Origin of the sequence: Actinoplanes sp. TBRC 11911 (assembly GCF_012933445.1) — a bacterium.
GTDB lineage: Bacteria > Actinomycetota > Actinomycetes > Mycobacteriales > Micromonosporaceae > Actinoplanes.
On record NZ_JABBNC010000026.1, the window covers coordinates 84,470 to 108,267 of the forward strand.

A 23,798-nucleotide genomic window follows, 5' to 3' on the forward strand; every position below is an offset into this window, starting at 1 on the left:
GGGGTCCGTGCCGCCGTGGCGCGGACCCCCTGTCACTGAGGAGAACGTGTGACATCCCCCCGTTGGCTCCGCCGGGACGGCGAGGCCCGCCTCGAGTTCGGCGCCGACTACAACCCCGAGCAGTGGCCCCGCGACGTCTGGGACGACGACGTGCGCGCGATGCGCGAAGCCGGCGTCACCGTCGTCTCGCTCGCGATCTTCTCCTGGGCCCGCCTCGAACCCGCCGAGGGTGAGTACGACTTCGGCTGGCTCGACGAGGCGATGGACCTGTTGCACGCCAACGGCATCCTGGTCGACCTGGCCACCGCGACCGCCTCGCCGCCGCCCTGGCTGAGCACCGCCCACCCGGAGATCCTGCCGGTCGACCGCGAGGGCCGCACCATCTGGCCGGGCGGCCGCCAGCACTGGCGGCCCACCTCCCCGGTCTTCCGTACGCACGCTCTGCGCCTCGTCCACGCCATGGCGACCCGGTACGCCGCGCACCCCGCGCTCAGCGCCTGGCACGTGTCGAACGAGCTGGGCTGCCACAACATCTACGACTACTCGGACGACGCGGCGCGCGCGTTCCGGGGCTGGCTGCGCGCCCGCTACCACACCATCGAGGCGCTCAACGACGCCTGGGGCACAGCGTTCTGGTCGCAGCGGTACGCGGACTTCGACCAGATCCTGCCGCCGCGGCTGGCCGCCACCCACCCCAACCCCAGCCAGCAGCTCGACTTCAAGCGGTTCTCCTCGGACGCGCTCAAGGACTACCTGCGCGCCGAGAAGGAGGTGCTGCGGTCGCTGACCCCGGACGTCCCGGTCACCACGAACTTCATGGTCATGGGCGAGACCAAGGGCATGGACTACGCCGACTGGGCGCACGAGGTCGACTTCGTCGCCAACGACCACTACCGGCTGCCCGGCCCGCAGGACTTCGACGAGCTGTCGTTCTCCGCGAACCTGACCGGCAACCTGGCCGGCGGCCGCCCCTGGTTCCTGATGGAACACTCGACCAGCGCGGTCAACTGGCAGCCGATCAACGTGGCGAAGAAGCCCGGGGAGATGGCCCGCGACGCGCTCACCCACGTGGCGCACGGTGCCGACGCGGTCTGCTACTTCCAGTGGCGGCAGTCGAAGGCCGGTGCGGAGAAGTACCACTCGGGGATGCTGCCGCACGCCGGCACCGACAGCGCGTTGTTCCGGTCGGTGACGGCGCTCGGCGCCACGCTGCGTGACCTCGCGGACGTGGCCGGCTCGCCGCGCACCACCGCGCCGGTCGCGATCGTCTTCGACTGGGCGTCCTGGTGGGCGGTCGAGCAGGACTCGCACCCCAGCGAGCGGCTGCGCTACAAGCAGGAGGCGCTCGACTGGTACACCGCGCTTCTCGACCTCGGCATCCGCGCCGACGTGGTCCCGCTCGAGACAGACCTTTCCCGGTACGCCGCGGTGATCGCCCCGATGCTGCACGTCGTGCCGGCCACCACCGCGATCCGGTTCGGCGACTACGTGGCGAACGGCGGTCACCTGATCACCACGTACTTCTCCGGAATCGTCGACGAGCACGACCACGTGTGGCTCGGCGGCTACCCGGGCGCGTTCCGCGAGCTGCTCGGCATCCGGGTCGAGGAGTTCGTGCCGCTGCTCGACGGCGAGGTCGCGGAACTCGACAACGGGACGAGCGGGACCGTGTGGACCGAACCCGTGGAGGTGGTGGACTCGGCGGTCGAGGTGCTCGCCACGTACAAGACCGGGGAAACCGCGGGCAAACCGGCCGTGACCCGCCGGGTGGTGGGTTCGGGTTCCGCCGCGTACGTCTCGACGCGTCTGGGTCCGGCCGGCATCCTGCCGGTGCTGGACGCGCTGCTGGACCGCGCCGGGGTGCTCAGCGAGTTGCCCGGCGACCTGCGCGGCCGGGTCGAGCTGACCGTCCGCGGCGACCACCAGTTCGTGATCAACCGGGGTGACGGCCCGGTCGACATCGGCGCCCTCGGCGGACCGGTCACCGACCTTCCCGGCCGGGGCGTGGTGGTGATCACTCGATGACCGTGCAGACTGGCCGTGTGCGCAAGACATCCCGCCGGATGGCGGACGGCCGCGAGATCATCTACTTCGACGACACCCCGCCGTACCCGGCCCGCGAGGCGGTGGACACGCGGCCGCTGCCGCCCGCCGACGAGCAGCCGACACCGCAGATGCGCTTCGATCCGCTGACCGGCGAGTGGATCGCGGTGGCCGCGGCCCGCAACGACCGCACCTTCCTGCCGGCCGCCGACCAGGACCCCCTCTCCCCGACCGTGCCGGGCGGTTTCCCGACCGAGATCGCCGAGTCCGACTACGACGTGGTGGTCTTCGAAAACCGGTTCCCGTCGTTCTCGCCGCGCGCCACCGAACCGGCCTCGGCGATCGACGGCGATCCGCTGTGGCCGGTGCGGCCCGCGTCCGGGCGTACCGAAGTGGTGGTCTTCTCCTCCGAGGCACAGGGTTCGTTCGGCTCGTTGTCGGCGTCCCGCGCCCGTACGGTGATCGACGCCTGGGCCGACCGCACCACGGCGCTGTCCGAGGTGCCGACCGTGGAGCACGTGTTCATCTTCGAGAACCGCGGCCGCGAGATCGGGGTGACGCTGCCGCATCCGCACGGGCAGATCTACGCGTTCCCGTTCGTGCCGCCGAAGATGACCACGATGCTCGCCCGCGCCGCCGCGCACACCCGCGAGACCGGCCGGAACCTGTTCCGCGACGTCCTCGACGCGGAACGCAAGGCCGGAACCCGGGTGGTGGCGTCGTCCGCGCACTGGACCGCGTACGTGCCCGCGGCCGCCCGGTGGCCGGTCGAGGTGCACCTGGCGCCGAACCGGGACGTCGCGGACCTGCCCGCCCTGACCGACGAGGAACGCGACGACCTGGCCGTCGTCTACCTCGACGTGCTCGGCCGGCTGGACCGCTACTACCCCGGAGTGGACACGCTGCCGTACATCTCCGGGGTCTTCCAGGCGCCGGTGACCCGCGACCGTGACCTGTTCCGCCTGCACCTGCAGGTGTTCTCGATCCTGCGGGCGCCCGGCAAGCTGAAGTACCTGGCCGGCGTCGAGTCGGCGATGGCGTCGTGGGTCAACGACACGACGCCCGAGCAGGTGGCCGCGCGTCTGCGCGAAGTGGCCTGAGCGGCTAGCCCGGCCCGAACGTGGGCCGGGCTTTCCGCGCCAGGCACACGTCGGTGAACAGGGCCAGGTGGATGACGCCGCCGTGCCGGTCCACGATGTCGCCCACCGCGGCCAGCGCCTTCTCCCGCTCGGCCGGGTCGAGCAGGCGGTAGGTCGACGTCGAGTCCAGCAGCTTGAGATAGTCGGCGGTCGCGTACGAGATCTCCTCACGGAACCGGACCGTGGTCACGTCACCGAAGCGCGGATCCTTCTCCAGTTCGGCCTCCGGCCACATCCCGTACGCCTCGTCCCAGTCACCCGCCCGCACCCCGAAGCCGGACGCCAGATCCGTGTCGCGCGGATTGACCCGGGCCAGGTCGGCGTGCAGGGCCGGATCGATGACGCCGACCGGATTCCAGAAGATCGCCACGATCCCGTCCGGGTTCAGCGCCGCGGCGGCGAGGTCCCACCGGCGTACCGGGTCCGTCCAATGCCACGACGTGGCGGCGAGCAGCATGTCCCGGGGCCGGTCCCCGGGTGACCAGTCCTCGAACGCACACACCTCGACGCTTACCTCGGGGGCGTTGGCGCGCAGCAGCTGAGCCATCTTCGGGTCGGGTTCCACGCAGGTCATCTCGACACCCGCCGCGGCGAACAGCACGGTGGCCTTGCCGGTGCCCGCGCCGACCTCGACGGCCGTGCGATGACCCGGACCGGCGTACCGCAGCACCTCGCCCACCAGGCCCTCGTGATACCCGGGGCGGGCGGCGTCGTAATTGTCGGCGGCGCCGCCGAAAACGTTCTGCACGGCGTGCATCGTCGCCGAGGTGGGCGAGAGGCGCCACCGAGTTATCCGGTTCTTCCTTCTCCCGGAGTGACGTGGGCCTCCTTTCAGAATGAAATTTCCCGAGGTCGTAGCTGGTTTTGCAGGGTGCGCGACGACATCGCGCGCGAGGGAAGGAACCAGACCATGAAGCAGGGAATCCACCCGCAGTACGGCTACGTCGTGTACCGCGACCGCAACGCCGACTACGCCTTTCTGACGCGCTCGACCGCGACCAGCGACAAAACGGTCACCTGGGAGGACGGCAACGAGTACCCGGTGATCGACGTGCAGATCTCGGCCGCCAGCCACCCGTTCTGGACCGGTCGCCAGCGGCTGATCGACTCCGCGGGCCGTGTCGAGAAGTTCCGCCAGAAGTACGCGAAGTTCCAGCGCTAAGAGCCACCGAAACGCCGGCCGGGCGTGCTGCCCGGCCGGCGTTTCGCGTCTCCGTTACTGGGCGTTTCGCGGCTGTAAGACCGCTCGCACGGCTTGCCTAATTCGTCCGATTATTTCGGCATAAAGCAGGATTTAGTCTGCATCGTCCGACTGTGAAGCGAACGGGCTGCCCGCACTTCGCCCACCACCGCGGCCATACCCTTCGACGTCGGCCGTGTTGTCTCACTATTCGGTCACAGGGCACCCGCATCGTGGACGATCGTCCGAAGAGGACGGTTGATTTACCCGTATCGCACCTTTTGCCACCGCCATTTTCCGCCTGATTTCGAGACCTTGGAGAGTTACGCCCACATACGAGCCCCAACTCTCCAAGGTCTCGAAAATGGCGGGGTGCGGACGCCCGACGAGCCTTCGTGCCCCCGAAACGGCGTTCCGGCTTCGCGTCTGACTGGCGTGTTGTCACATCGGGGCTTCGGGAGCATGTCCTTCTTCTGCTGCCGCCCGCGAACAGCTCGTCGCCGCGTGTGATTCGCCCGCGAAACCGAGGTCACCGGCGAAACACCCGCGGCCGACGATGCATCATGCACGGCCGGCCGAGTCATACGTGGCGGGCAGCTCACCCGTAGCCCACGATCATGCGTGGCCGGCGCGAATTATACCCGGGTAGGGCGAGCCCAAGGACGGCCGCGGGTCCGGTTCGCCGTTGTTCGGCCACAACGCCACCGCCCCTGCCCGGTTGCGGCCACCTCCCCTTCGCCGACGCCCCGGAAACCTGCGCCCGGCTCATCCTCGAAACCGCCTGACAGACAGCCCCCACCAGCCCTATTGGCGCCCCGCCAACAGCCTGCTACGTTTCGCCCTACCCGTCCCCGGAGGCACGCCATGAACGAACCCTCCACAATGTGCGAAGCGTTCCACCGGACCGTCGCGCAGCGCCCGGACGCGATCGCCCTCCGCGGCACCACCTCCCACACCTGGGCCGACTACGCCGCCCGTGCCGCCGCGATCGCCGGTGGCCTGGCCGCCGCCGGTGTCGAGAAAGGTGACACCGTCGCCCTGCTGCTGAGCAACCGGCCCGAGTTCCACTTCGCCGACACCGCCGTGCAGCACCTGCGCGCGGTCCCCTTCTCCTGCTACAACACGTCGTCGCCGGAGCAGCTCCGCTTCCTGATGGGCGCCTCCGGAGCCCGCGTCGCCATCACCGAGCAGCGCCTCGCCCCGGCCCTGCGCGGCAGCGTGAACACGATCCTGCTGGTCGACGACCTCCCCGCCTGGGAACGCCCGGGCTTCGACCTCGCGAGCGCCGCCACCACGGTCCGGCCCGACGACCTGCTCACGCTCGTCTACACGTCCGGCACCACGGGCCGTCCCAAGGGTGTCGAGATCACCCACGCCAACATGGTCGCCATGGTCGCCGCGACCGCCCCGATGTTCGGCGTCCGGGCCGGCGACCGTCTCGTCTCGTTCCTGCCCGCCGCGCACATCGCCGACCGCCTGAACTCGCACTACCTCCACCTCTGGGCCGGCACCGAGGTCACCTGCCTGCCGGACATCCGCGACCTGGCCGCCGCCCTGGTCGAGGTGCGGCCGACGCTGTTCGGCGCGGTGCCCGAGGTGTGGCAGCGCATCGTCACCAGCATCCGGAACCTGAGCGACCCCACCCAGCGCGCGGCCGTCGCCCAGGCCGTCGAGATCGGCCTGCGCCACCAGCACACCCGGGCGGCCGGCGACGAACTGGCCATGCTGCACCGGGCCGCCGAGCACCGCGTCCTCGCCCCGCTGCGGGCCAAGCTCGGCCTCGACCAGGTCCGCGTCGCCGTCACCGCGGCCGCCCCCACGCCGCCGGAGGTCGTCGAGTTCATCAACGCGATCGGGGTGCCGCTCATCGAGGCCTGGGGCATGTCCGAGCTGTCCGGCGTGGGCACGATGGTGCCACCGGGCACGGTCCGCTCCGGCACGATCGGCCTGCCCATTCCGGCGGTCGAGGCCCGCCTGCTCGACGACGGTGAGCTGCTGGTCCGCGGCCCGACGGTGACCCGCGGCTACAAGGATCAGCCGGACGAGACCGCCGCCGCGATCGACCCGGACGGCTGGCTGCACACCGGGGACATCGCCACCCGCGACGAGGACGGCTACCTGCACCTCATCGACCGGAAGAAGGACCTGCTCATCACGACCGGCGGCAAGAACATCGCACCGGCCGCGGTGGAGCTCGCGCTGAAGACGCATTGCCCGCTGATCGGTCAGGCCGTCGTGGTCGGTGACGCCCGCCCGCACCTAACCGCGCTGATCGTCCTGGACCCGGAGATGGTCCGCGGCATGGACGACGAGACGATCGCCGCGTCGATCGGCAAGGGCGTCGAGGCGGCCAACGCCACCCTGTCGCGGCCGGAGCAGGTCCGCGCGTTCGACGTGCTCACCGAGCCGTGGCCGCCGGGCGGCGATCTGGTCACCCCGACCATGAAGGTCCGGCGCCGGGCGGTGCTCGCCCGCTACGCCGACCGGATCGAGGCGCTGTACCGATGAAGGTCGCCATCATCGGCGCCGGCTTCGGCGGGGTCGCGGCCGCGGCGGCGCTCCTCGAGGCCGGCTTCGACGACGTGCTGCTGCTGGAGAAGGCGGACCGGATCGGCGTGGCCCGGCACGGCCGCCGAATACCGCCGCCGCACCAGCACCCTGAATGCCGCGGACTTTTGCTGATCGCACTCCGCCTGCTTGCCCTCACCACGATCTAGAGCGGCCAGTGGCCGGCGACGATCGCGCCGATAGCGGCCGCCGCCTCGACCACCGTCCGGGTGCTGCCGGCGCTGGCGGCGAGTTGACGCAACCGGCTCTGGACATGGCCCCGGGCCTCCGGCGTGCCGTCCGCTATCTCGCCCCGAATCGCGGCGATCTCCCGGTCCGCGTACGAGGGGTCGGGGTGTTCGTCACGGATCGCGGTCAGCAGGCCGCGAACCTGGTCCCCGGGCGCGGCGTAGTTGTTCTGGGTGTTGGTGTTCTGGCCGCCGAAGTTCTGGATGCCGCCGTGGAAGCTCATGTCGCCGAAATTCATCGTGCGCCCGTCTTCGGAGGGGTGCCGAGGTTGTTCTGCACGTTCGTGTTCTTGCCCCCGAAGTTCTGCTGGCCCCCGATGAAGGTGGCGTTGTCGATGGACACCGACGCGACGGCGTTGCGCAGTTCCGACGTGTCGACGCCGCGCTCGTCGAGGTGGTCGAGGACGGCCTCGGTGACGGCGCGGTCGAGGAGCTTCATGTACTTACCGGAGTCCAGGACCTGCATGAACTTCACCGTCGGACGCTGCGCCGCCAGCTCGCGGACGCTGAAACGGGCGCCGTAGTCGTAGTAGCGGAACTCGTCGGCCAACCGAGCCGAGCGAGTCATCCGGCCGGACAGCCGGACGGTGTCCCATCCGAGCCGGACCAGATGCGCCGGCCCGAGGATGTTGTCGTGCAGGAAAGCCCTCAGCGTGTGCGCCGCCGCCTGCGCCGGGATGCGTTCCGGGCGCAGGTTGTCGACGAGGTGGTAGCGCCGACGGACCTGCGGCATCACCGTGCACACGAACTCGGTGTAGAGCATGCCACCCTCGACGGCCAGGTGAACGAACGCCGTCACGCCGATCCCGGAGTCCTGAGCGGGAAGCACGAGCCTGCCGTCGGACGTGCGGATCTCCTTGCCGCTGGCCGGAACCACCGCCCGGAGGTAGTGCCGCAGCCCGCCCTGCGGATTGTCCATGATCGCGTCGATCGTCTCGGGCGAGGCCATGGTGCGCGGTGTCCTGGTCTGCGGGTCGATCAGCGGATCGTCGCCGCGCCGGTTCCCGTCCGCCACCAGGTACGGCACGACGTAGATGTTGGGGATGCGTTCGCCGTCGCGCAGCCGCGGGTCGCGCAACCCGAGGACCGCATCGTGCACGCGCCGGTTCAGTGAGGCGCTGTCGATGGGCACCCGGCCGTCCCCGTTCTTGGAGCGCAACGGCGTGGCCAGCGACCAGCTGTGCTCGACCCAGCCGGCGCCGGCGAACGGGTCGACGTCCTGCACACAGATGTTGCCCCGCTGCATCGCCGCGACCACGCCGAGCCGCCATTCGATGCGGGAGTTGCCGGTGTGCGGCACCGACGGTACGACCCCGGGAGCCAGCTCGGTGGTGAGGATGCCGTACGCCTGCCGCCGCGACAGGAACAACGCCAGGAACATCGCGATCGCCAGCCCGATCGGGGCGAGCAGCGAGAGGACCAGCATCCCACCGGCGAACGCGCCACCGAGGTCCGGGGTCGACACGCCGCCGCTGTCCCCGAACGGGCTCGACGTGCCGGACAGCCCCATCGACCCGACCACGCCGGCGAGCAGGAACTGGAACAGAAAATAGCCCGCGAGGCACATCGCGAGGACGGCGATCACCGCCAGGCCCGCCAGCCGCACCGATCGCGGCATCTGTCGCACCGCTGACGAGCGCACCCCCACCACCACGGCGCACAGACCCAGCCACACGAGCGTCAGGGATCCGCTGAGACAGAGCCCGACGAGCAGCAGCCCGGTGACGATGGCGTACCGGGCCAGCAGCAGACGGCGGGCACGCAGGCAGTGCCGGACGACCGGGTCCAGATCGAAGTCGTACGAGGGCGGTACCGCCTTGCGTTCCGACTCGACGACCTCGCGGATCACCGCGTTGGCGAAACCGGCGTCCAGATAGGGCGCCCCGCACAGCTGCCGGGTGGTGTCGTTCAGCCTGGTTCCCGGTGCGTACAACGGCATGCGCAGCAGCGGCTCATCGGGTCCACGTTGGTGCGGATAACCCATGCCGGGAAGCTACCGTCGCGCGTAATCAGGATGACAGCCCCTGGACGGGGGACGCGCCACCGCCCTCGAGGTGGTCCCGCCCAGCGACACGGCCATGCAGGACGTCGACGCGACCCAACGCGCCGTCGACGCGCTGACCATGCCTCGCGGCATTCTGGCCGGCTTCCCCGCGGCCGACCTGTGGACCGACGAATACGTGCTGGCCGTGGGCGGCGGCTCGCCGTTGACGGCCGGGAACATGAGCCCCGCGGCGCTCGCCGAGATGTCCTGGGTCAGCAGTCCTAGGCCGAGTCAGTGGCCGTAGGCGATCAGCGATCTGATCGCCGTCCGTCCGCCAGCCCCGCGCATATCCGACATTCCCGAGATTTATCGGATCGGCCGGGCCGCCGGACGGGGGGCCCGGCGCGCGGCCGCGCGGCGCTTCCATTCCGTGAGACAGGCGACCGCCTGCTGAGACCCGCACCCACATCATGGACCCACCGTCCGCGATGTGAGACCGGCGTCCATTGTAGAGAGTATATCTGTCACGTAATGAGGCTTTCGCCCGGCAGTTTTTCCGGCCGAATGTGAACCTTGGAGAGTTATGGCTCGTATGTGGGCGCAACTCTCCAAGGTTCACAAAAATCCATCATGTGACCGCGGTGTCCACATAGCGGGACGCCCGGCCGCGAACGCATCGCCACAGCGCCTCAGCTCTGGCACCACCGCGTCAGCGGCCACACCGCGACCAGGTCACTCGCCTACCACCACGGTTAGGACTTACTCGTCTGATTAGTAGCGGAACTTGTGCCGAGCGCTGCGCCGGTTCACCCGGGCCGGCGGCTCGTCCAGCTTGTCGCGTTCCGGCGGCTGCTCGGCCGGCTCACGGCCCCGGGGAAAATCCCGCATGGTCACCACGAAACCTTGGACCAGGCGATCCGCGCGCAGGTCGCGGTACGTGGCTTCGACCGGCACCGGGCTGCCGTCGGCCCGCAGCAGCGAGCAGAACAGCACACCGTCGCCGGAGCTCTGCAGGGCCTGGCGCAGCTCGTCGCGGTCGTCCGGATGCACCAGGTCGTCGAGGGTGGCCAGCGGCGGAAGGTCGTCGGCGCCGAGCAGCTCACGCAGCGACGGGCTGGCGTAGCGGACGCGATGGTCCTCCTCGATCACCACCATGACGTCCGCGCTGTTCCGGATCACCGCACGCAGATAGAGGTCACTGTCGCGGCGGCCGACCGCCTCCATCAAGGAGATGCGATCCAGCGCGAGCGCCGCCTGACCGGCCAGCACCTCGAGGGTGTCGCGAGTGGCGGTGAGAATGTCCCGCCGCCCCTCGAGGATCAGGGCCCCGCCACTGGGCCGGGCGACGGCGAGCGGTTCCAGCCAGAGCGGACAGACCAGCGTGGCGTAGTCGTCGTCCGCGTCCTCGATCCACCAGCTGCGGTGCGGCAGGACGGCCTCGGGCCTAGGCGGCGCCTGCAGCGTGAGCTGGCGGTCGTCGACGGCGAAGACCGTGCCGCGGATCGCCTCCGGCGGCATGAGCTGGGCGATCGCGGCCCGGACGGCCTTGTCCACGGCCGGTGTCTCGACGGCGGCGACCAGGGCCGCGCTCGCCTGCCGCAAGCTGCGCTCGCGCCGCAGGGCCTGGCCGTTGAGCGTCACCGAGTCGGTCAGCCGCGTGATGGTCAGCAGAAGGGTGATCCCACCCGCCACGGCGATCACCACGCCGTCGCCGACCGTGCCGTGCACCGCCTCGATCAGCAGGACGACCGGCGGGGTGGCGACCGAGATGCCCAGTAGCGCCGCCCAGCGCCCCAGCCACGGGCGCGGACGCGGCGCCGCGGGCTCGGTGAGCCGGACCATCGACGGGTGCAGCGCGGCGGCACCCCACGCCAGGTAGAGCACCACGAAGCCGGACTCGCTCGCCCGGCCCGGCCACAGTGGCTGCACGATGTCGCTGACCAGGACCCCCACCGCACCGATGACCAGTAGCACGGCCGAGACGTTGCGGCCGACGACGACCAGCACTCGGGCGACCACCGCGAGCAGCAGCAGGGCGCCGATCACGTACGCCCCGGAGATGGTGCCCGCGTCGCCGGCGACCAGCACCCAGACCACCAGCAGCGTCGAGCACGCGAACGCGAGCAGGTCGATGAGGCGTGCCCGGTCGACGAGGATCGCACCGATGCGGGTCAGCTGCAGCAGACTCCAGGCGATCAGCACGATCATGACGTAGAAGCAGATGTCGGCCGCGCCGGGCCGGTCCAGCGCGGTCAGCACGTCGCCGGCGGCGCTCGCCACGATGGCCCCGGCGAGGAGCAGCCACGGTCCGGCCCGGGCGGGCCGGTGCCGGCGGACGCCGTAGACGATGGCGGTCGCGCTCCCGATCCCCAGAACGATCCATTCGACGGCCCGCAGCACGCCCCACTAGTACCAGCAGCGTTGCCATGTGTCCATGTCGATGTAGGAAGCGGGCGATGCGAGCGTGGCCCGCTGTGACCTCGGACGCAGCGCCGGTCCGGCGGTCCGGTTCGCTCTTAGCGTTGCGGCATGACGGAGATCGCGACATTCCTGCCCGGCCCGCACATCCGAGTGATCTCCGACAGCACTCGGCAGGCGGGGTGGCGCTCGGCGACACTTTGCCGGGTCGTCAACGATCGCGTCGTCGACGACTTCGAGCTGCCGCCGATCGGCGCGCAGACGATCGTGCTGATGACCAAGGGGCGGGCGGCCGTGGAGGCGCGCGGCGACGGCGGCCGCTGGCACCGCAGCGACTACGCGCCGGGCAAGCTCGGCATGACCGCCCCCGGCCGCCGCGTGGCGCTGCGCTGGCGCACCTTCTCGTCCGAGGAGAAGGAGACGCTGCATCTCTACCTACCGGGCCGCACCTTGGTCGACGCGGCCGCACAGATGGGCGGGCGGCAGATCTCGCCCGAGGACCTGCCCGACACGCTGGGCGCCGACGACCGGGTAGTCGAGACCACCATGCTGGCCATGGCCGGCGCCGCGGCCCGGGGCGCCGACGACCTCTATGCCGAGTCGGCAGCCCTGTTCCTCGCCGTGCACCTGATGTCGCAGCACCACGAGCGGGATGTCGTGCGAGGGGCCGGTCCGGACGACCCCCGGCTGCGGCGAGCCGTCGACTTCATGCACGAGAACCTTGCCGGGCCGGTCGCGCTGGCCGACATGGCCGGGGCCGCCGGGGTCAGCCCGTTCCATTTCGTGCGTCTGTTCCGGGCGGCGATGGGCGAGCCGCCACGCAAATACCTGACCCGGCTACGCATCGAGGCCGCCTGCCGCAGCCTGGAACGCGGCGTGACGTCCATCACGGACATCGCGTACCTGTGCGGTTTCAGCAGTTCGGCGCACCTGTCCGCGGCGATCCGCCGGCACACCGGGATGTCGCCCACCCAATACCGGCTCAGCCACGCCGGTTCCTGAACGACTAGAGCCGTAGCCGGTCGGCTTTACCGTCATTTGACGTAGCTAAGGGCAAGAACTCTCCGGCTTCAGCGCAAGACGATGTAAGCGGGTAGAGGGGTCGGTGCCTAACGTGACCAACTATGCAAACGCTAACCGTGGCCCTGGCGTGACCTCGGCGGATCGGACACCGTCGCGGGGACCGGCGTACCTGGGTACGTCACATCTGTCCCGGCATCGGGCACGGCGTGCTCAGCCGTCCGGCCAGCCGTGGCTGGGCCTGGCGGGGCTGGCCTATGTCATCCCGTTCGGCGTGCTCTTCGCGGTCGTGCTGGGCGGCCCCGAGCGCACGACACTGGTGCTCGGACCCATCACCACCGCCGCGACGCCCGCGATCGCCACGATCGTGCTGTGGTGGGAGGACTGGCCGGGAACCAGCTTGCGGGCCGGCTGGTCCGGCCTGACCGACACGCTGCTGATCGCCGCCGCCGCGGTGGTGCTCACCGGTTTCACGCAGGTCGTCGTCAACGGCTGGGATCTGCGTGGCGTCTTCCTCGCCACCCCGGGGCCGGGCCACGCGGTCACCTACCCGGTGACGATGGCGCTGGCCGGGACCGCGCTGTCCGCGATGCTGCAGCTCACCTTCGTCACCGAGGGCTGGCCGCTCCGCGGGCGGCGGCGTCTGTCACGGGTCTGGGCCGGCCTGATCGCGTTCGGGATCGCCTGGGTGGTCGCTCTGGCCGCGTGGGCTCTCGTCGTCTCGCCGGGACCGATCGGTGACGTCTCGCTGCAGACGTACGGGATGTGGTTGATCATCCTGGGTGCCTGGCAGGTGGTGCTGTTCGCCGTGCTGCCGGGCCGGCCGTTCACGCTGATCAGGAATCGGGCGGCGCGGCTGATCACGGCGAACGTGGCCATCGTGGTGCTGACCGAGATCACGTACGCGCTGATGCGCGGCCTGGGCGTCGAGAACAGCGTGATCGGCGCGATCGGTGGCGTGGTGGTCGGCGCCGGGCTGGTCATGGCGGTGCTGTTCGACGGCTGGCCGGGGACCCGGATCGGGGGCGTCACCGGCGACATCGTGATGCTGGCCATCACGGCGGCGCTGGCGGCGGCCCTGTACGGGGTGCTGGCCGCCGTCGGGTCCGGGCTGCATCTCGGCCGGGTCAGCATGACCGGCTGGATCACCCTGGCCTCGCTGAACTGGGTCGGCATGGTGGTGCTCCTGCACGCCGCGGTGTGGAGCCGCTGGCCGGTGATCGCCCAGCCCGCATCGAGCACTCCGGAGCCCGCCGCCCTGGATCCCGGCCGGGATGATCATCTGGCTGCCGAGCTCAGCGTTCCGGACCACGGAACGAGGTCATGACCGTACGGCGTGCCCTGCTGCCGGGCTCCCTCCGGGGCCCGCCCACCGATCACGTCCCCGGAATCGCTTTTCGTTCCTCACCCAACCCTACATTCGTCATTTCACACTATTGGGGGAAAAATGACGCTCAAAGGTAAGGTCGCGCTGGTCACCGGATCCTCGGAAGGTCTGGGCCGCGCGATCCTGGAGAAGTTCGCGTCGCAGGGCGCGGACGTCGTGATCAACTACCACAGCGACGCCGCCGGTGCCGAAGCGGTCGAGAAGGCCGTCCGGGCCGAAGGGGTCCGCGCCCTCTCCGTGCAGGCCGACGCGTCCGCGCCGGACGGGATCAAGTCGCTGTTCGACGCCGCCATGAACGAGTTCGGCAAGATCGACATTGTGGTGGCCAACGCCGGCATCGAGATCGTCAACATCAACGTCGCCGACTTCACCGACGACGACTACGAGCGGCTCATCCGGATCAACACGAAGGGCTCCTTCTACGTCCTTCGGGAGGCCGCCCGCCGGATCAGCGACAACGGCCGCATCATCACGATCTCGTCGAACACCACGACCGTGCCACAGGTCGGCGTCGGGGCGTACGGGGGCAGCAAGATCGCCACGAACTATCTGGTGCGGGTGCTGGCGCTGGAGCTGGGGCCGCGCGGCATCACCGTCAACACGGTGATCCCGGGCCCGATCGACGGCGCCGGGATCTTCACCGACCCCAAGGTCAACGTGGAGTACCGCCAGAGCCTGATCGCGACGATCCCGCTGGGCCGGATGGGCACGGTCCAGGACGTGGCGGGCGTGACGGGCTTCCTCGCGAGCGACGACGCCGGGCTGATCACCGGTCAGCAACTGGTCGCCGACGGCGGAATGCACTGAGGAGAGAAGAGAACATGACAGGGACAATGCAGGCCGTCCAGGCGCAGAAGGTCGGCGAGCCGTTCGTGGTCGTCGAGCTGCCGATTCCGGACCCGGCGGCCAACCAGGTACGCATCAAGGTGCACGCGTGCGGGGTCTGCGGTGGCGAGGCCATCCCCCGCAACGGACTGTTCGGCACCGAACTGCCGCGGGTACCCGGGCACGAGATCACCGGCGTCGTGGACGCGGTCGGTGACGCCGTGACGATGTGGAACGTCGGCGACCGCGTCGGTGTCGGCTGGTCCGGCGGCGTCGACTTCACGTGCGAGTTCTGCCGTCGCGGCGACTTCACCAACTGCGTGAACCGCACGATCGTCGGCAGCTCGTACGACGGCGGCTACGCCGAATACATGGTCGCGCCGTGGGACGCGGTCGCCCGCCTGCCCGAGGAGCTGGACTTCGCCGAGGCCGCGCCGCTGATGTGCGCGGGCGTCACCTCGTTCAACGGGCTGCGCCACTCACTGGCCCGCCCGGGCGACCTGGTGGCGATCAACGGCGTCGGCGGCGTCGGCCACCTGGCCATCCAGTTCGCGAGCAAGATGGGCTTCCGTACGGTCGCCATCAACCGTGGCACCGCCAAGGAGGAACTGGCCCGCAAGCTCGGCGCCGACGAGTACATCGACAGCAGCGCGCACGACGCCGGCGAGGTCCTGCGCGACATGGGCGGCGCGGAGGTCATCATGGACACCGTCTCCCGCGGCTCGCTGCAGGGTGCCCTGGTCAAGGGCGTCAAGCCGAGCGGGCAGCTGATCGTGACCGAGGGCCTGGACCCGATCCCGGTCGACGGCCACGACCTCGCCTTCCCGCGGCTGAGCATCTCCGGCTGGTACAGCGGGGTCGCCGCGGACAGCGAGGACACGCTGCGGTTCGCGCTGCTGCGCGACGTCCGCCCGATCATCGAGACGCACCCGCTCAAGGACGCCGAGCAGGCGTTCACGAATCTGCACAACGCCAACCTGCGCTCGGTTCTCATTCCCTGAGCATCGATACCGATGATGTGCCGGGCTCGCCGCGCGGCGGGCCCGGCCTGCGCTCGAAAGGAAAGCGCATGACCTCTTCCACCATCGCCGGTCCCACCGCCCGGGGCCTGCTCATCAACGGCACCGAACAGCCCGCCGTCTCCGGGCGCACCACCGAGGACCGCAACCCCGCCACCGGTGATGTCTACGTGACCGTGCCCGCCGCGGCCACGACCGACGTCGACGCGGCGATCACCGCCGCCAGCGCCGCGTTCCCGGGCTGGGCGGCCACCGCGCCCTCGAAGCGCCGCGATCTGCTCGAACGCGCGGCCGACCTGCTGCAGCAGCGAACGGACGAGTTCGCCGAGATCATGCGGAACGAGACCGCGGGCACCGACCGCTGGGCCCGGTTCAACATCGAGCTGGGCGTGAAACAGATCCGCCACCTGGCCACCATGGCCGCCGAACCGACCGGCAAGCTGCTCGCCACCGACGTTCCGGGCCAATGGTCGATGGCCGTGCGGTCGCCGGCCGGCGTGGTCGTGTCGATCGTCCCCTGGAACGGTCCGATGATCCTCTGCGCCCGGGCGATCACGGTGGCCCTGGCCGTCGGCAACACCGTGGTCATCCGGCCGAGCGAGGACGCCCCGATCACCTCCGGGCTGTTCCTCGCTCAGGTGCTCAAGGACGCCGGCATCCCGGACGGCGTGGTCAACGTCGTCACCAACGACCGAGCCGACGCGCCGGAGATCATCGAAGCCCTGATCGCCCACCCCGCGACCCGCCGCGTCAACTTCACCGGCTCGACCACTGTCGGCCGGATCGTCGGCCGGCTCGCCGGGCAATACCTCAAACCCGTCATCCTGGAGCTCGGTGGCAAGAACCCGATCCTCGTGCTCGACGACGCCGACGTGGACAAGGCGGCCGAGCAGAGCGCCTTCGCCCGATTCTTCAACGCCGGGCAGATCTGCCTGTCGGTGGACCGGATCATCGTCGACGACTCGGTGGCGGCCGAGTTCACCGCGAAATTCCTCGACCACGTCCGCTCCTTCCCGCAGGGTGATCTTTCCTCGCCGGACACCGTCGTCGGACCGTTGATCAATGCCCGGGCCGCCGCCCGCGTCGCCGACCTGGTCTCCGACGCCGTGGCCAAGGGCGCCCAGGTCCTGTTCGGAGGCGGGCCGGCCGACGGCGCGTTCCATCCCGCGACGGTTCTCACCGGTGTCACGCCGGACATGCGGATCCACCACGAGGAGATCTTCGGACCGGTCGCCGTGCTCTACACCGTCGGCTCCGCGGACGAGGCCGTCGCCTTGGCCAACGACACCGAATACGGCCTGTCCAGCGCGGTGTACACCCGCAACGGCGCCCGCGGTCTGGAAATAGCGCGGCAGCTGCAGCACGGTTCGGTGCACATCAACACCGTCACGGTGGCCGACGATCCGGAGGCGCCGGTCGGCGGAGTCAAGGACAGCGGCTACGGCCACTTCGGCAGCGAATGGGGTGTCGGGTTCTTCACCGACACTCGCTGGGTGACCCTGCTGTCCTGACCGGTGACATGCCCTCTCGTTGCCGGGCGGGCATGTCACCCCATTCTCAGGCGACGACGATGACCGACCGCATGTGGGCCTTGTTGATGTTCTCGTACGCCTGCTCGGCCTCCTCGAACGTGTGCTTCTCGATGACCGGGCGGATACCCATGAGCACCGCGAAGTTCAGCGCGTCCTCGCTGTCCTGGGCGACACCGCTGTACCAGCCCTTGATCTCGTTGCGGAACCACGAGATGTCGTGGCCGTTGACCTGCAACGGGTCCTCGCCCTCGACGACGATGAGCTGCCCGTTGTGCTTCAGGCCGCGGAACACCTCGGACTGCACGGTGCCGCGCGAGGTGGTGTCGTAGATGACCGCCGCGCCGCCCATCTCGAGCAGCCGGTCCGCGGCGTCCGTCGCGGTGGTGTCGATGTAGTCGTGAGCCCCGAGCTGCTTCGCCAGTTCTTCCTTGGCGTTGCCTCGGTTCATCGCGACGGTACGGAAGCCCATCGCGGCGGAGAACAGCACCGCGAGGTGGCCGACGCCGCCGACGCCGTTGACCGCGACCAGATCGCCGGGGCCGGCGATCGAATGACGAAGCCCGTTGAACGCGGTGACGCCGGCACACATCAGCGGCGCGGCCTCGGCGAAGTCGAGCTCCTCGGGCAGGCGGGCGACCGCGTCCCACGGTACGACGGTGTATTCGGCGTACCCGCCGTCGTACGACGCGCCGACGATGGTGCGGCTCTCGCAGTTGGTGAAGTCGCCGCGCCGGCAGTACTCACAGGTGAAGTCGACGCCACCGGACCAGCCCGACCCGACGCGGTCGCCGACCTGCCAGATCTTCGCCTCGTCGCCGACCTTGTCGATGACACCGGTGATCTCGTGGCCGGGTACACGCGGAAGTTCGACGCCGAACAGCGCGTTGCGGGGAATGGCTTCGCCCGCACAGACGCCGCACGCGTGCACTTTGATCCGCACCTGGTTGGGCTTCGGCTCCGGGATCGGCAGCTCGGTGAGTACGAACGGCTTACCGGCTTCCTGAGCCTGCCAAGCGCGCATTGTTCCTGCCATTTTCGTTCCTCTCCTCAGTGCATTCCGCCGTCGGCGACGATCTGCTGTCCGGTGATCAGGCCGGCCGCCTCGCCGGCGATAAAGTTCGTCACTCCGGCCACGTCCGAAGTGGTGCCGAGCCGGCCGATCGGAATCTGCTTGACGAGATCCGCCCGGTATTCGACGTTGACCTTCGGGTCGGTGAAGATTCCGGCGCCGTCGATCGGTCCGGGAACGACCGTGTTGACCGTGATCCCGCGCGGTGCGAGCTCGAGCGCGAGCACCCGCACCAGGTAGTTCGTGGCGATCTTGCTGCCCCCGTACGCCCCGACGCCCACCTGTGGCACGGTCGTGGTGTTCGACGAGATCGTGATGATCCGGCCGTTGTCGCTGATCCGGCGGGCCGCCTCGCGCAGCACGAGGAAGGAACCCCGGGTGTTGATCTGGTTGAGCCGGTCGAACTGCTCGTCGGTGGTGTCCGCCACGTTGACGTTGACGATCTCGATGCCGGCGTTGGCCACCACGATGTCGACGTGCCCGAACTCGTTGATGGCGGCGTCGAACAGGCTCTTGATGCCCTCCGCGGAGGTGGCGTCGGCCTGCACGGTGATGGCCCGGACACCGAGCGCCTCGACCGCCTTGCTCACCTCGTCCGCGTCGGTCGCGTCACGGTGATAATTGACGACGACGTCCGCGCCTTGCCCGGCGAGCCCTTCCAGAACCGCTCTGCCGAGACCCTCGGAGGATCCGGTAACAAGGGCGACCTTCCCTTTCAGCGTCATTGTTCTCCTTACCCGAGCCGGCGTTTCCTGCAGGAATGGACACTTGATGCCGGTCGCCGGTCGCAGATCCCTGGTCGCTGGTAGCGGCCGGACCGCGCTCGCCCCCGACATTCGCCGTCGGTGAATTGAGGGGCGTTTCGACCCGCGTCCATGTGCGGCATACGCAGCCGGCGGGCCGGAATTCACGAAGCCCGCGCGGCGTAGGCGTGACGTCACTCACGGGTCTTACGACGCTGACCCGGGCCGGGCGGCGTTGTTGATCAGCGGTTGAGGCCGCCGGGCCGGCATCCGGCTCGCGAGAATCGTTTCCGAGCCGGCCGCCGCCCCGGCCGACCAGTTTGTTCGAAAAGGGGCGGGCGGGCCCGGCAGAACGGGTCGCGCGGGATGCGGCGCGACCGCAGGCTGGACGGCTGGGGCGCTAGGCGTCCGCACCCGGCGTTCCTCGCGCGGCCGCTGCTCCCCTGCCCACTCTGGCGACAGCTGGACGGCGGCGGCGCTAGGCCAGGCGACAGGTGGACGGAGGCGGCGCTAGACACCCTTTGTACTAGAAGGTCTGGTGCGCTTTCGCAACCGCGGGCCGCCGCGTTGAGTGCCACGGTGGCGGGGCCCGTTCGCTCGGATCCCTTTCGGCTCCCTTTCGGCGGTAGCACCTTCGGGCATCGCCACCTACGCAGGTCGGACATTTCCGGCGAGAATTGGGCCGCGGTGGGCGTGCGCGGTCGCGGACCGCACTCCGCTGCTTCCACTATCCGTAACTGTTCAGCTGGCTCCGTCGGCCGGGAGCCCCCGTGCGAGGCGACGCCGCCAGGCCCGGGCAGGTCCCAGCTCCCCACAGTGGCCGCCCCACCCGGGCGTGGGGAGCCGCGACGCCGACGAGGTTGCGGTTGCCCACACCGCAGCCACCCCCACCCCCGTGTGGGCAGCCGCGACACCGGGAAGGTTGCGGTTACCCACACCGCAGCCACCCCCACCCCCGCGTGGACAGCCGCGACACCGAGAAGGTTGCGGTTACCCCCACCGCAGCCACCCCCACCCCGGTGTGGGCACCCACCACGACCGAAAGGTCCCAGCTCCCCACAGCGACGGTCCGCGCAGGTCCGCCGCGCATGGCCAACTCATCGGAGGGTGAGCGGCGCGAGAAACAGCTGAACAGTTCCACTATCTGGGAGAGCCGTCCGCTGTGCGCGTAACTGTTCAGCTGGTTCCGTCGGCCGGGAGCCCCCGTGCGAGGCGACGCCGCCAGGCCCGGGCAGGTCCCAGCTCCCCACAGTGGCCGCCCCACCCAGGCGTGGGGAGCCGCGACGCCGAGGAGGTGGCGGTTGCCCACACCGCAGCCACCCCCATCCAGGTGTGGGCAGTCGCGACGCCGAGGAGGTGGCGGTTGCCCACACCGCAGCCACCCCCATCCAGGTGTGGGCAGTCGCGACGCCGAGGAGGATGCGGTTGCCCACACCGCAGCCACCCCCACCCAGGTGTGGGCAACCGCCACGACCGGAAGGTCCCGGCTCCCCACAGCAACGGCCCGCGCAGGTCCGCCGCGCAAGGTCAACTCATCGGAGGGTGAGCGGCGCGAGAAACAGCTGAACAGTTCCACTATCTGGGAGAGCCGTCCGCTGTGCGGGACCGTTGTCTACATGCTGAATCCGCGTCCACCGAGTGGGATTTCCATCCACTTTGGACGGAGCTTCGCCCCCCATTGCGGCTTTTGTCCCTGCGCTTGTCCCGGCAGAATGTAGACCTTGGAGAGTTATGGCTCGAATATGGGCGTAAGTCTCCACGATCTTCGACAATCCCGGGATGCGGCGGTGATGTCCATATAGTGGGAACGGCGCGGACCGGGCGGTCAGGTGGAGTTGGTCCAGGGCGGCCAGGGCTCCTCCACGGTGGACACCGATCTCACATCGCGGACTCGCAGCCCACCCATGGGGGTGCCGCCTGTCAGCTCAGACTTCGAACGCTGTGCGCGGAGTGGTCAGAACGCACTGATCCCGAAAGCTCGCTAGGCGAGGCGACGGCTGGACGGCGGCGGCGCTAGGCGAGGCGACGGCCACCGCGCCCTCGTTCAGGTGTGCGGGGCGTTCGCGCTTAGCGAATGCTCAACTTGTGTCTGCTTGTGGGCGCGCCGGGTCCTGACCGCGGCTCGTGGGGACGCGCCACACCCGGCATCCCAAACCGCAGCCGGCATGGACGCGCCACCCCGGCGCCCAAACCGCAGCCTGCAGGGCACGCAAATCGGGGTGTGCTGGGCGCTCACGTCGGGGCGGTGCTCAAACCGCGGGCGGCGAGCGTCGGTTGACGGGCGGCATGCTCTGGCGCACTGCGTCAGCGGACTCGGTCAAGTGGGGGTGGCCGCGAACGCCGTTCCCGCGAAGCCCGGCCGAGTGCGCGAGCGGCCGGTGGCCGCGGAAACGTTCACAGGTGACGTGCTCACGGGGGGATGTGAGCACGTCACCTGCCGGCTGGCCTCACCAGGGGCGCCGGCGGTAGTGACCGTGGTGTCCGTAGTGGCCGTGGTACCGGTAGTGGCCGTGGTGCCGATAATGGCCGCGGAAGCCGTACCGGCCGGGGTGTCCCCGCCGTCCACCGTGCAGCTTCCGCGCGATCATCTCCATCAGGAGACGCTTGATCGAGCCGCTCACCAGTGCCTCCCTGCGTGTCGGACCGGCTTCTCACGGTAACCGGCGCTGTCGAGTCCACCCTGTGCGTGACCTGGGCGTTCTCTGAGAAGGGTCGGCTGGCGAAGGTCTCCTGGCGGTTGTGCGTCGCGTACGGCCAATCCTGTGATTCATAATGGTCGATGGTGATCGGGGGGTGCGATGAGCAGGGCCACGCGGGCGTTGCGGCGGCAGTACGTGGCGCTGGCCGACCTGGCCGGGGCGTTGCGGGCGCAGGACCGCACCGTCGAGGCGCTGGCGCGATACCGGGAGGCGCTGGAAGGCGCGGAACAACTCGCGGCGATCGACGGGCGGCGCGCGGTCGACGTGCTCGTGCTGCGGGCGGACATCGCGGTGCAGGAGGGCATCCTGCGGGACACGCAGGGGTGGGGAGCCTCCGCGGTGCTGCACCTCGACCGGGCGGTGAGCGGATACCTGCAGCTGTCGCGGGCGAGCCGGCGGCAGGTCAACCAGGAGCAGTTGGCGCTCGCCACCGCACCGGCGCTGGTGGTCAACGCCGAAGTGCTGATGTGGTACGGCGATCCGCAGCTCGCGGCGGCGGCCGCCGACCTCGGTTTCCGGCTCTATCTCGGGCAGCACGGCAGCCGCGGCTGGAACGTTCCCCAGATGGCAAATCTGGCGAAGAGCGCATCGGGGGTCCTGGCCAGGACCGGCCACCTGGCGAACGCGGTGGAGGCCGACGAGATCGCGGTCAAGGCGTTCGGGGAGACCGCGGCCGGCAGCGGCTCCGCGGACGACCGGCGACGGCTGGCGACCGCCCAGGCGACGATGGGCATGCATTTGCTGGCGACCGGTGACGTCGAACATCGGCCGCAGGCAGCCCACTGCCTCGCCGGAGCGCGCGACGCGGACGCCGCCGCGGCCAGTGCGGCGCAGGACGACTGGGCACGGATCCAGGCCTTGCCGCCGGTCCACACGGTGGCGGAGGCGCTGCGGGTCGCCGATCGGGTCCCCACCGACCTGCCGGAGACGTACACCGCACCGCCCTTCACGATCGTCACCCCGTCCGGGCGCAGCGACCCCGGGCTGGCCGCGATCGATGCCGGCAAGCTGGCCGGCGTGGCGGTCGAGTTGCTGCCCCGCCTGCCCGCCGAAGGGTTGCGGATCGGCTTGGAGGCGCACTATCTGTTCGCGGCCGGGGCGATGGCCGCGCCCCTCGGCGAACGCGAGGCGGCGACCTGGGCCGGACTCGTCCTGGCGCTCTGCCACGCACTCGACGACGATCCGGACCGCGCGACGGCGTTGCCGCTGTCGGTGGACCTCGCCGCACAGAACATCCGGATGATCGACGTGCTGTTGCCGGACGCGGGCGGCGATCCGGCGCTCGGGCAGCTGCTGCGCGACTGCGTGGACCATCACGCGGAGCTCCTGGACCGGACCGACGACCAGTCGACGGCGGAGGACGTGGCCGAGGTCCGCGCGCTCCTCGCCCGCATCGACGCCGCGGCGCCTGATGCGCCCGGGTAGCGCGGCACGCGTACGAGTGGCAGCCGGTCGACGCGCTCGCCGACCGTCGTGGCCGCCACTCGCATCCACCTGAATGAAATGATCAGCTCGCCAGGCGGGCCGCTCTCCTTTGTCCACCGTGTGCGGGACGTCATGCGCGATGTGGTTCCAGCACCGCTGGCTGCGATCGTGTCGGCTCCACCGATGGCAGCAGCCCCGCTCGTTTCGAAGCCCGGCGGGCAGTATCGCGTCGCGGCAGCCCGCGAGGGGACACTGCCGCGCATCGCCGAGCTCGCGGCGTCAGCCGCGCCACAGCGGCCGCAGACCATAATGTGGGATCGTTGTCCGCCGTACGGGACTGGCGTCCACATCGTGGCAGCACGCCCACAATGCGAGAGCCGTATCCACAGTGGAGTATCTTTCTGCCGCCTTCATCCCCCTTGTCCGACGGCTTTCCCCGACGTTTCGTAGACCTTGGAGACTTATGGCTCGCATGTGGGCGTAAGTCTCCAAGGTCTCCAGCAAATCCAGAATGTGGTCG

19 protein-coding genes are annotated in these 23,798 nt (G+C 69.9%); 12 read left to right on the forward strand and 7 right to left on the reverse strand.

Annotation, left to right across the window (positions count from 1 at the left end; genetic code table 11):
• Positions 1 to 48: 48 nt before the first annotated feature.
• Both HH310_RS45550 and galT read left to right on the forward strand, forming a co-directional pair.
• Positions 49 to 2,025 carry a beta-galactosidase gene (locus HH310_RS45550; RefSeq protein WP_169178933.1) on the forward strand — a complete coding sequence of 659 codons (1,977 nt, stop codon included), beginning with the start codon at positions 49 to 51 and terminating at the stop codon, positions 2,023 to 2,025.
• 17 nt (positions 2,026 to 2,042) lie between these two features.
• On the forward strand, positions 2,043 to 3,143 hold the full coding sequence (gene galT, locus HH310_RS29400; protein WP_312034400.1) for a galactose-1-phosphate uridylyltransferase: 1,101 nt from the start codon (positions 2,043 to 2,045) through the stop codon (positions 3,141 to 3,143).
• Between the two features lie 4 nt (positions 3,144 to 3,147).
• Here the strand turns inward: galT and HH310_RS29405 are convergent, their stop codons facing one another.
• Positions 3,148 to 3,930, reverse strand: coding sequence for a trans-aconitate 2-methyltransferase (locus tag HH310_RS29405; RefSeq protein ID WP_169178935.1), 783 nt, complete (start codon positions 3,928 to 3,930; stop codon positions 3,148 to 3,150).
• A gap of 162 nt (positions 3,931 to 4,092) precedes the next feature.
• On the opposite strand from HH310_RS29405, the gene HH310_RS29410 reads away from it, so the two are divergent.
• From HH310_RS29410 to HH310_RS29420, 3 genes are all read left to right on the forward strand, one after another.
• A complete protein-coding gene (locus HH310_RS29410; protein ID WP_169178936.1) occupies positions 4,093 to 4,344 on the forward strand; it encodes a type B 50S ribosomal protein L31 in 252 nt (83 codons plus the stop codon).
• An 882-nt stretch (positions 4,345 to 5,226) separates the two neighbouring features.
• Positions 5,227 to 6,870: a long-chain fatty acid--CoA ligase gene (locus HH310_RS29415; protein ID WP_169178937.1), complete on the forward strand. Its 1,644-nt coding sequence runs from the start codon at positions 5,227 to 5,229 to the stop codon at positions 6,868 to 6,870.
• Entirely contained in the window at positions 6,867 to 7,079 is a 213-nt protein-coding gene (locus tag HH310_RS29420) for an FAD-dependent oxidoreductase (RefSeq protein ID WP_169178938.1), read from the forward strand. Before HH310_RS29415 ends, HH310_RS29420 begins: the two co-directional genes overlap by 4 nt.
• Here HH310_RS29420 and HH310_RS29425 read toward each other — a convergent pair.
• Complete coding sequence (locus HH310_RS29425; RefSeq protein ID WP_169178939.1) at positions 7,076 to 7,396, reverse strand: hypothetical protein; 321 nt, start codon at positions 7,394 to 7,396, stop codon at positions 7,076 to 7,078. The genes HH310_RS29420 and HH310_RS29425 overlap by 4 nt on opposite strands.
• Positions 7,393 to 9,141, reverse strand: coding sequence for a hypothetical protein (locus HH310_RS29430; protein WP_169178940.1), 1,749 nt, complete (start codon positions 9,139 to 9,141; stop codon positions 7,393 to 7,395). Before HH310_RS29430 ends, HH310_RS29425 begins: the two co-directional genes overlap by 4 nt.
• Before the next feature lie 94 nt (positions 9,142 to 9,235).
• On the opposite strand from HH310_RS29430, the gene HH310_RS29435 reads away from it, so the two are divergent.
• Positions 9,236 to 9,445: a hypothetical protein gene (locus HH310_RS29435; RefSeq protein WP_169178941.1), complete on the forward strand. Its 210-nt coding sequence runs from the start codon at positions 9,236 to 9,238 to the stop codon at positions 9,443 to 9,445.
• 467 nt (positions 9,446 to 9,912) lie between these two features.
• Here HH310_RS29435 and HH310_RS29440 read toward each other — a convergent pair whose 3' ends face one another.
• Positions 9,913 to 11,541, reverse strand: a complete 1,629-nt coding sequence (locus HH310_RS29440; RefSeq protein ID WP_169178942.1) for a PAS domain-containing protein — start codon at positions 11,539 to 11,541, stop codon at positions 9,913 to 9,915.
• Between the two features lie 129 nt (positions 11,542 to 11,670).
• Between HH310_RS29440 and HH310_RS29445 the strand changes: the two genes are divergently transcribed.
• The 5 genes from HH310_RS29445 to HH310_RS29465 all read left to right on the forward strand — a co-directional run bounded on the left by HH310_RS29445 (position 11,671) and on the right by HH310_RS29465 (position 17,321).
• On the forward strand, positions 11,671 to 12,561 hold the full coding sequence (locus HH310_RS29445; protein WP_169178943.1) for a helix-turn-helix domain-containing protein: 891 nt from the start codon (positions 11,671 to 11,673) through the stop codon (positions 12,559 to 12,561).
• Between the two features lie 148 nt (positions 12,562 to 12,709).
• On the forward strand, positions 12,710 to 13,906 hold the full coding sequence (locus HH310_RS29450) for a hypothetical protein (protein WP_169178944.1): 1,197 nt from the start codon (positions 12,710 to 12,712) through the stop codon (positions 13,904 to 13,906).
• A 120-nt stretch (positions 13,907 to 14,026) separates the two neighbouring features.
• Positions 14,027 to 14,773: an SDR family NAD(P)-dependent oxidoreductase gene (locus HH310_RS29455; RefSeq protein WP_169178945.1), complete on the forward strand. Its 747-nt coding sequence runs from the start codon at positions 14,027 to 14,029 to the stop codon at positions 14,771 to 14,773.
• 14 nt (positions 14,774 to 14,787) lie between these two features.
• Positions 14,788 to 15,792: an alcohol dehydrogenase catalytic domain-containing protein gene (locus HH310_RS29460; RefSeq protein WP_169178946.1), complete on the forward strand. Its 1,005-nt coding sequence runs from the start codon at positions 14,788 to 14,790 to the stop codon at positions 15,790 to 15,792.
• Between the two features lie 68 nt (positions 15,793 to 15,860).
• Entirely contained in the window at positions 15,861 to 17,321 is a 1,461-nt protein-coding gene (locus HH310_RS29465) for an aldehyde dehydrogenase family protein (RefSeq protein ID WP_169178947.1), read from the forward strand.
• 46 nt (positions 17,322 to 17,367) lie between these two features.
• Here the strand turns inward: HH310_RS29465 and HH310_RS29470 are convergent, their stop codons facing one another.
• The 3 genes from HH310_RS29470 to HH310_RS29480 form a co-directional block, all read right to left on the reverse strand.
• A complete protein-coding gene (locus HH310_RS29470; RefSeq protein ID WP_169178948.1) occupies positions 17,368 to 18,375 on the reverse strand; it encodes an alcohol dehydrogenase catalytic domain-containing protein in 1,008 nt (335 codons plus the stop codon).
• A 14-nt stretch (positions 18,376 to 18,389) separates the two neighbouring features.
• On the reverse strand, positions 18,390 to 19,136 hold the full coding sequence (locus HH310_RS29475) for an SDR family oxidoreductase (RefSeq protein ID WP_169178949.1): 747 nt from the start codon (positions 19,134 to 19,136) through the stop codon (positions 18,390 to 18,392).
• Between the two features lie 2,465 nt (positions 19,137 to 21,601).
• Positions 21,602 to 21,775: a hypothetical protein gene (locus tag HH310_RS29480; protein WP_169178867.1), complete on the reverse strand. Its 174-nt coding sequence runs from the start codon at positions 21,773 to 21,775 to the stop codon at positions 21,602 to 21,604.
• Positions 21,776 to 21,952: 177 nt separating this feature from the next.
• On the opposite strand from HH310_RS29480, the gene HH310_RS29485 reads away from it, so the two are divergent.
• Positions 21,953 to 23,278 carry a hypothetical protein gene (locus tag HH310_RS29485; protein ID WP_169178950.1) on the forward strand — a complete coding sequence of 442 codons (1,326 nt, stop codon included), beginning with the start codon at positions 21,953 to 21,955 and terminating at the stop codon, positions 23,276 to 23,278.
• Positions 23,279 to 23,798: the final 520 nt, after the last annotated feature.

Coding starts and splice junctions, on each gene's coding strand:
- HH310_RS29410 (WP_169178936.1), top strand. CDS start 4,093: ATGAAGCAGGGAATCCACCCGCAGTACGGCTACGTCGTGTACCGCGAC.
- HH310_RS29415 (WP_169178937.1), top strand. CDS start 5,227: ATGAACGAACCCTCCACAATGTGCGAAGCGTTCCACCGGACCGTCGCG.
- HH310_RS29420 (WP_169178938.1), top strand. CDS start 6,867: ATGAAGGTCGCCATCATCGGCGCCGGCTTCGGCGGGGTCGCGGCCGCG.
- HH310_RS29425 (WP_169178939.1), bottom strand. CDS start 7,396: ATGAATTTCGGCGACATGAGCTTCCACGGCGGCATCCAGAACTTCGGC.
- HH310_RS29430 (WP_169178940.1), bottom strand. CDS start 9,141: ATGGGTTATCCGCACCAACGTGGACCCGATGAGCCGCTGCTGCGCATG.
- HH310_RS29435 (WP_169178941.1), top strand. CDS start 9,236: ATGCAGGACGTCGACGCGACCCAACGCGCCGTCGACGCGCTGACCATG.
- HH310_RS29445 (WP_169178943.1), top strand. CDS start 11,671: ATGACGGAGATCGCGACATTCCTGCCCGGCCCGCACATCCGAGTGATC.
- HH310_RS29455 (WP_169178945.1), top strand. CDS start 14,027: ATGACGCTCAAAGGTAAGGTCGCGCTGGTCACCGGATCCTCGGAAGGT.
- HH310_RS29460 (WP_169178946.1), top strand. CDS start 14,788: ATGACAGGGACAATGCAGGCCGTCCAGGCGCAGAAGGTCGGCGAGCCG.
- HH310_RS29465 (WP_169178947.1), top strand. CDS start 15,861: ATGACCTCTTCCACCATCGCCGGTCCCACCGCCCGGGGCCTGCTCATC.
- HH310_RS29470 (WP_169178948.1), bottom strand. CDS start 18,375: ATGGCAGGAACAATGCGCGCTTGGCAGGCTCAGGAAGCCGGTAAGCCG.
- HH310_RS29475 (WP_169178949.1), bottom strand. CDS start 19,136: ATGACGCTGAAAGGGAAGGTCGCCCTTGTTACCGGATCCTCCGAGGGT.
- HH310_RS29485 (WP_169178950.1), top strand. CDS start 21,953: ATGAGCAGGGCCACGCGGGCGTTGCGGCGGCAGTACGTGGCGCTGGCC.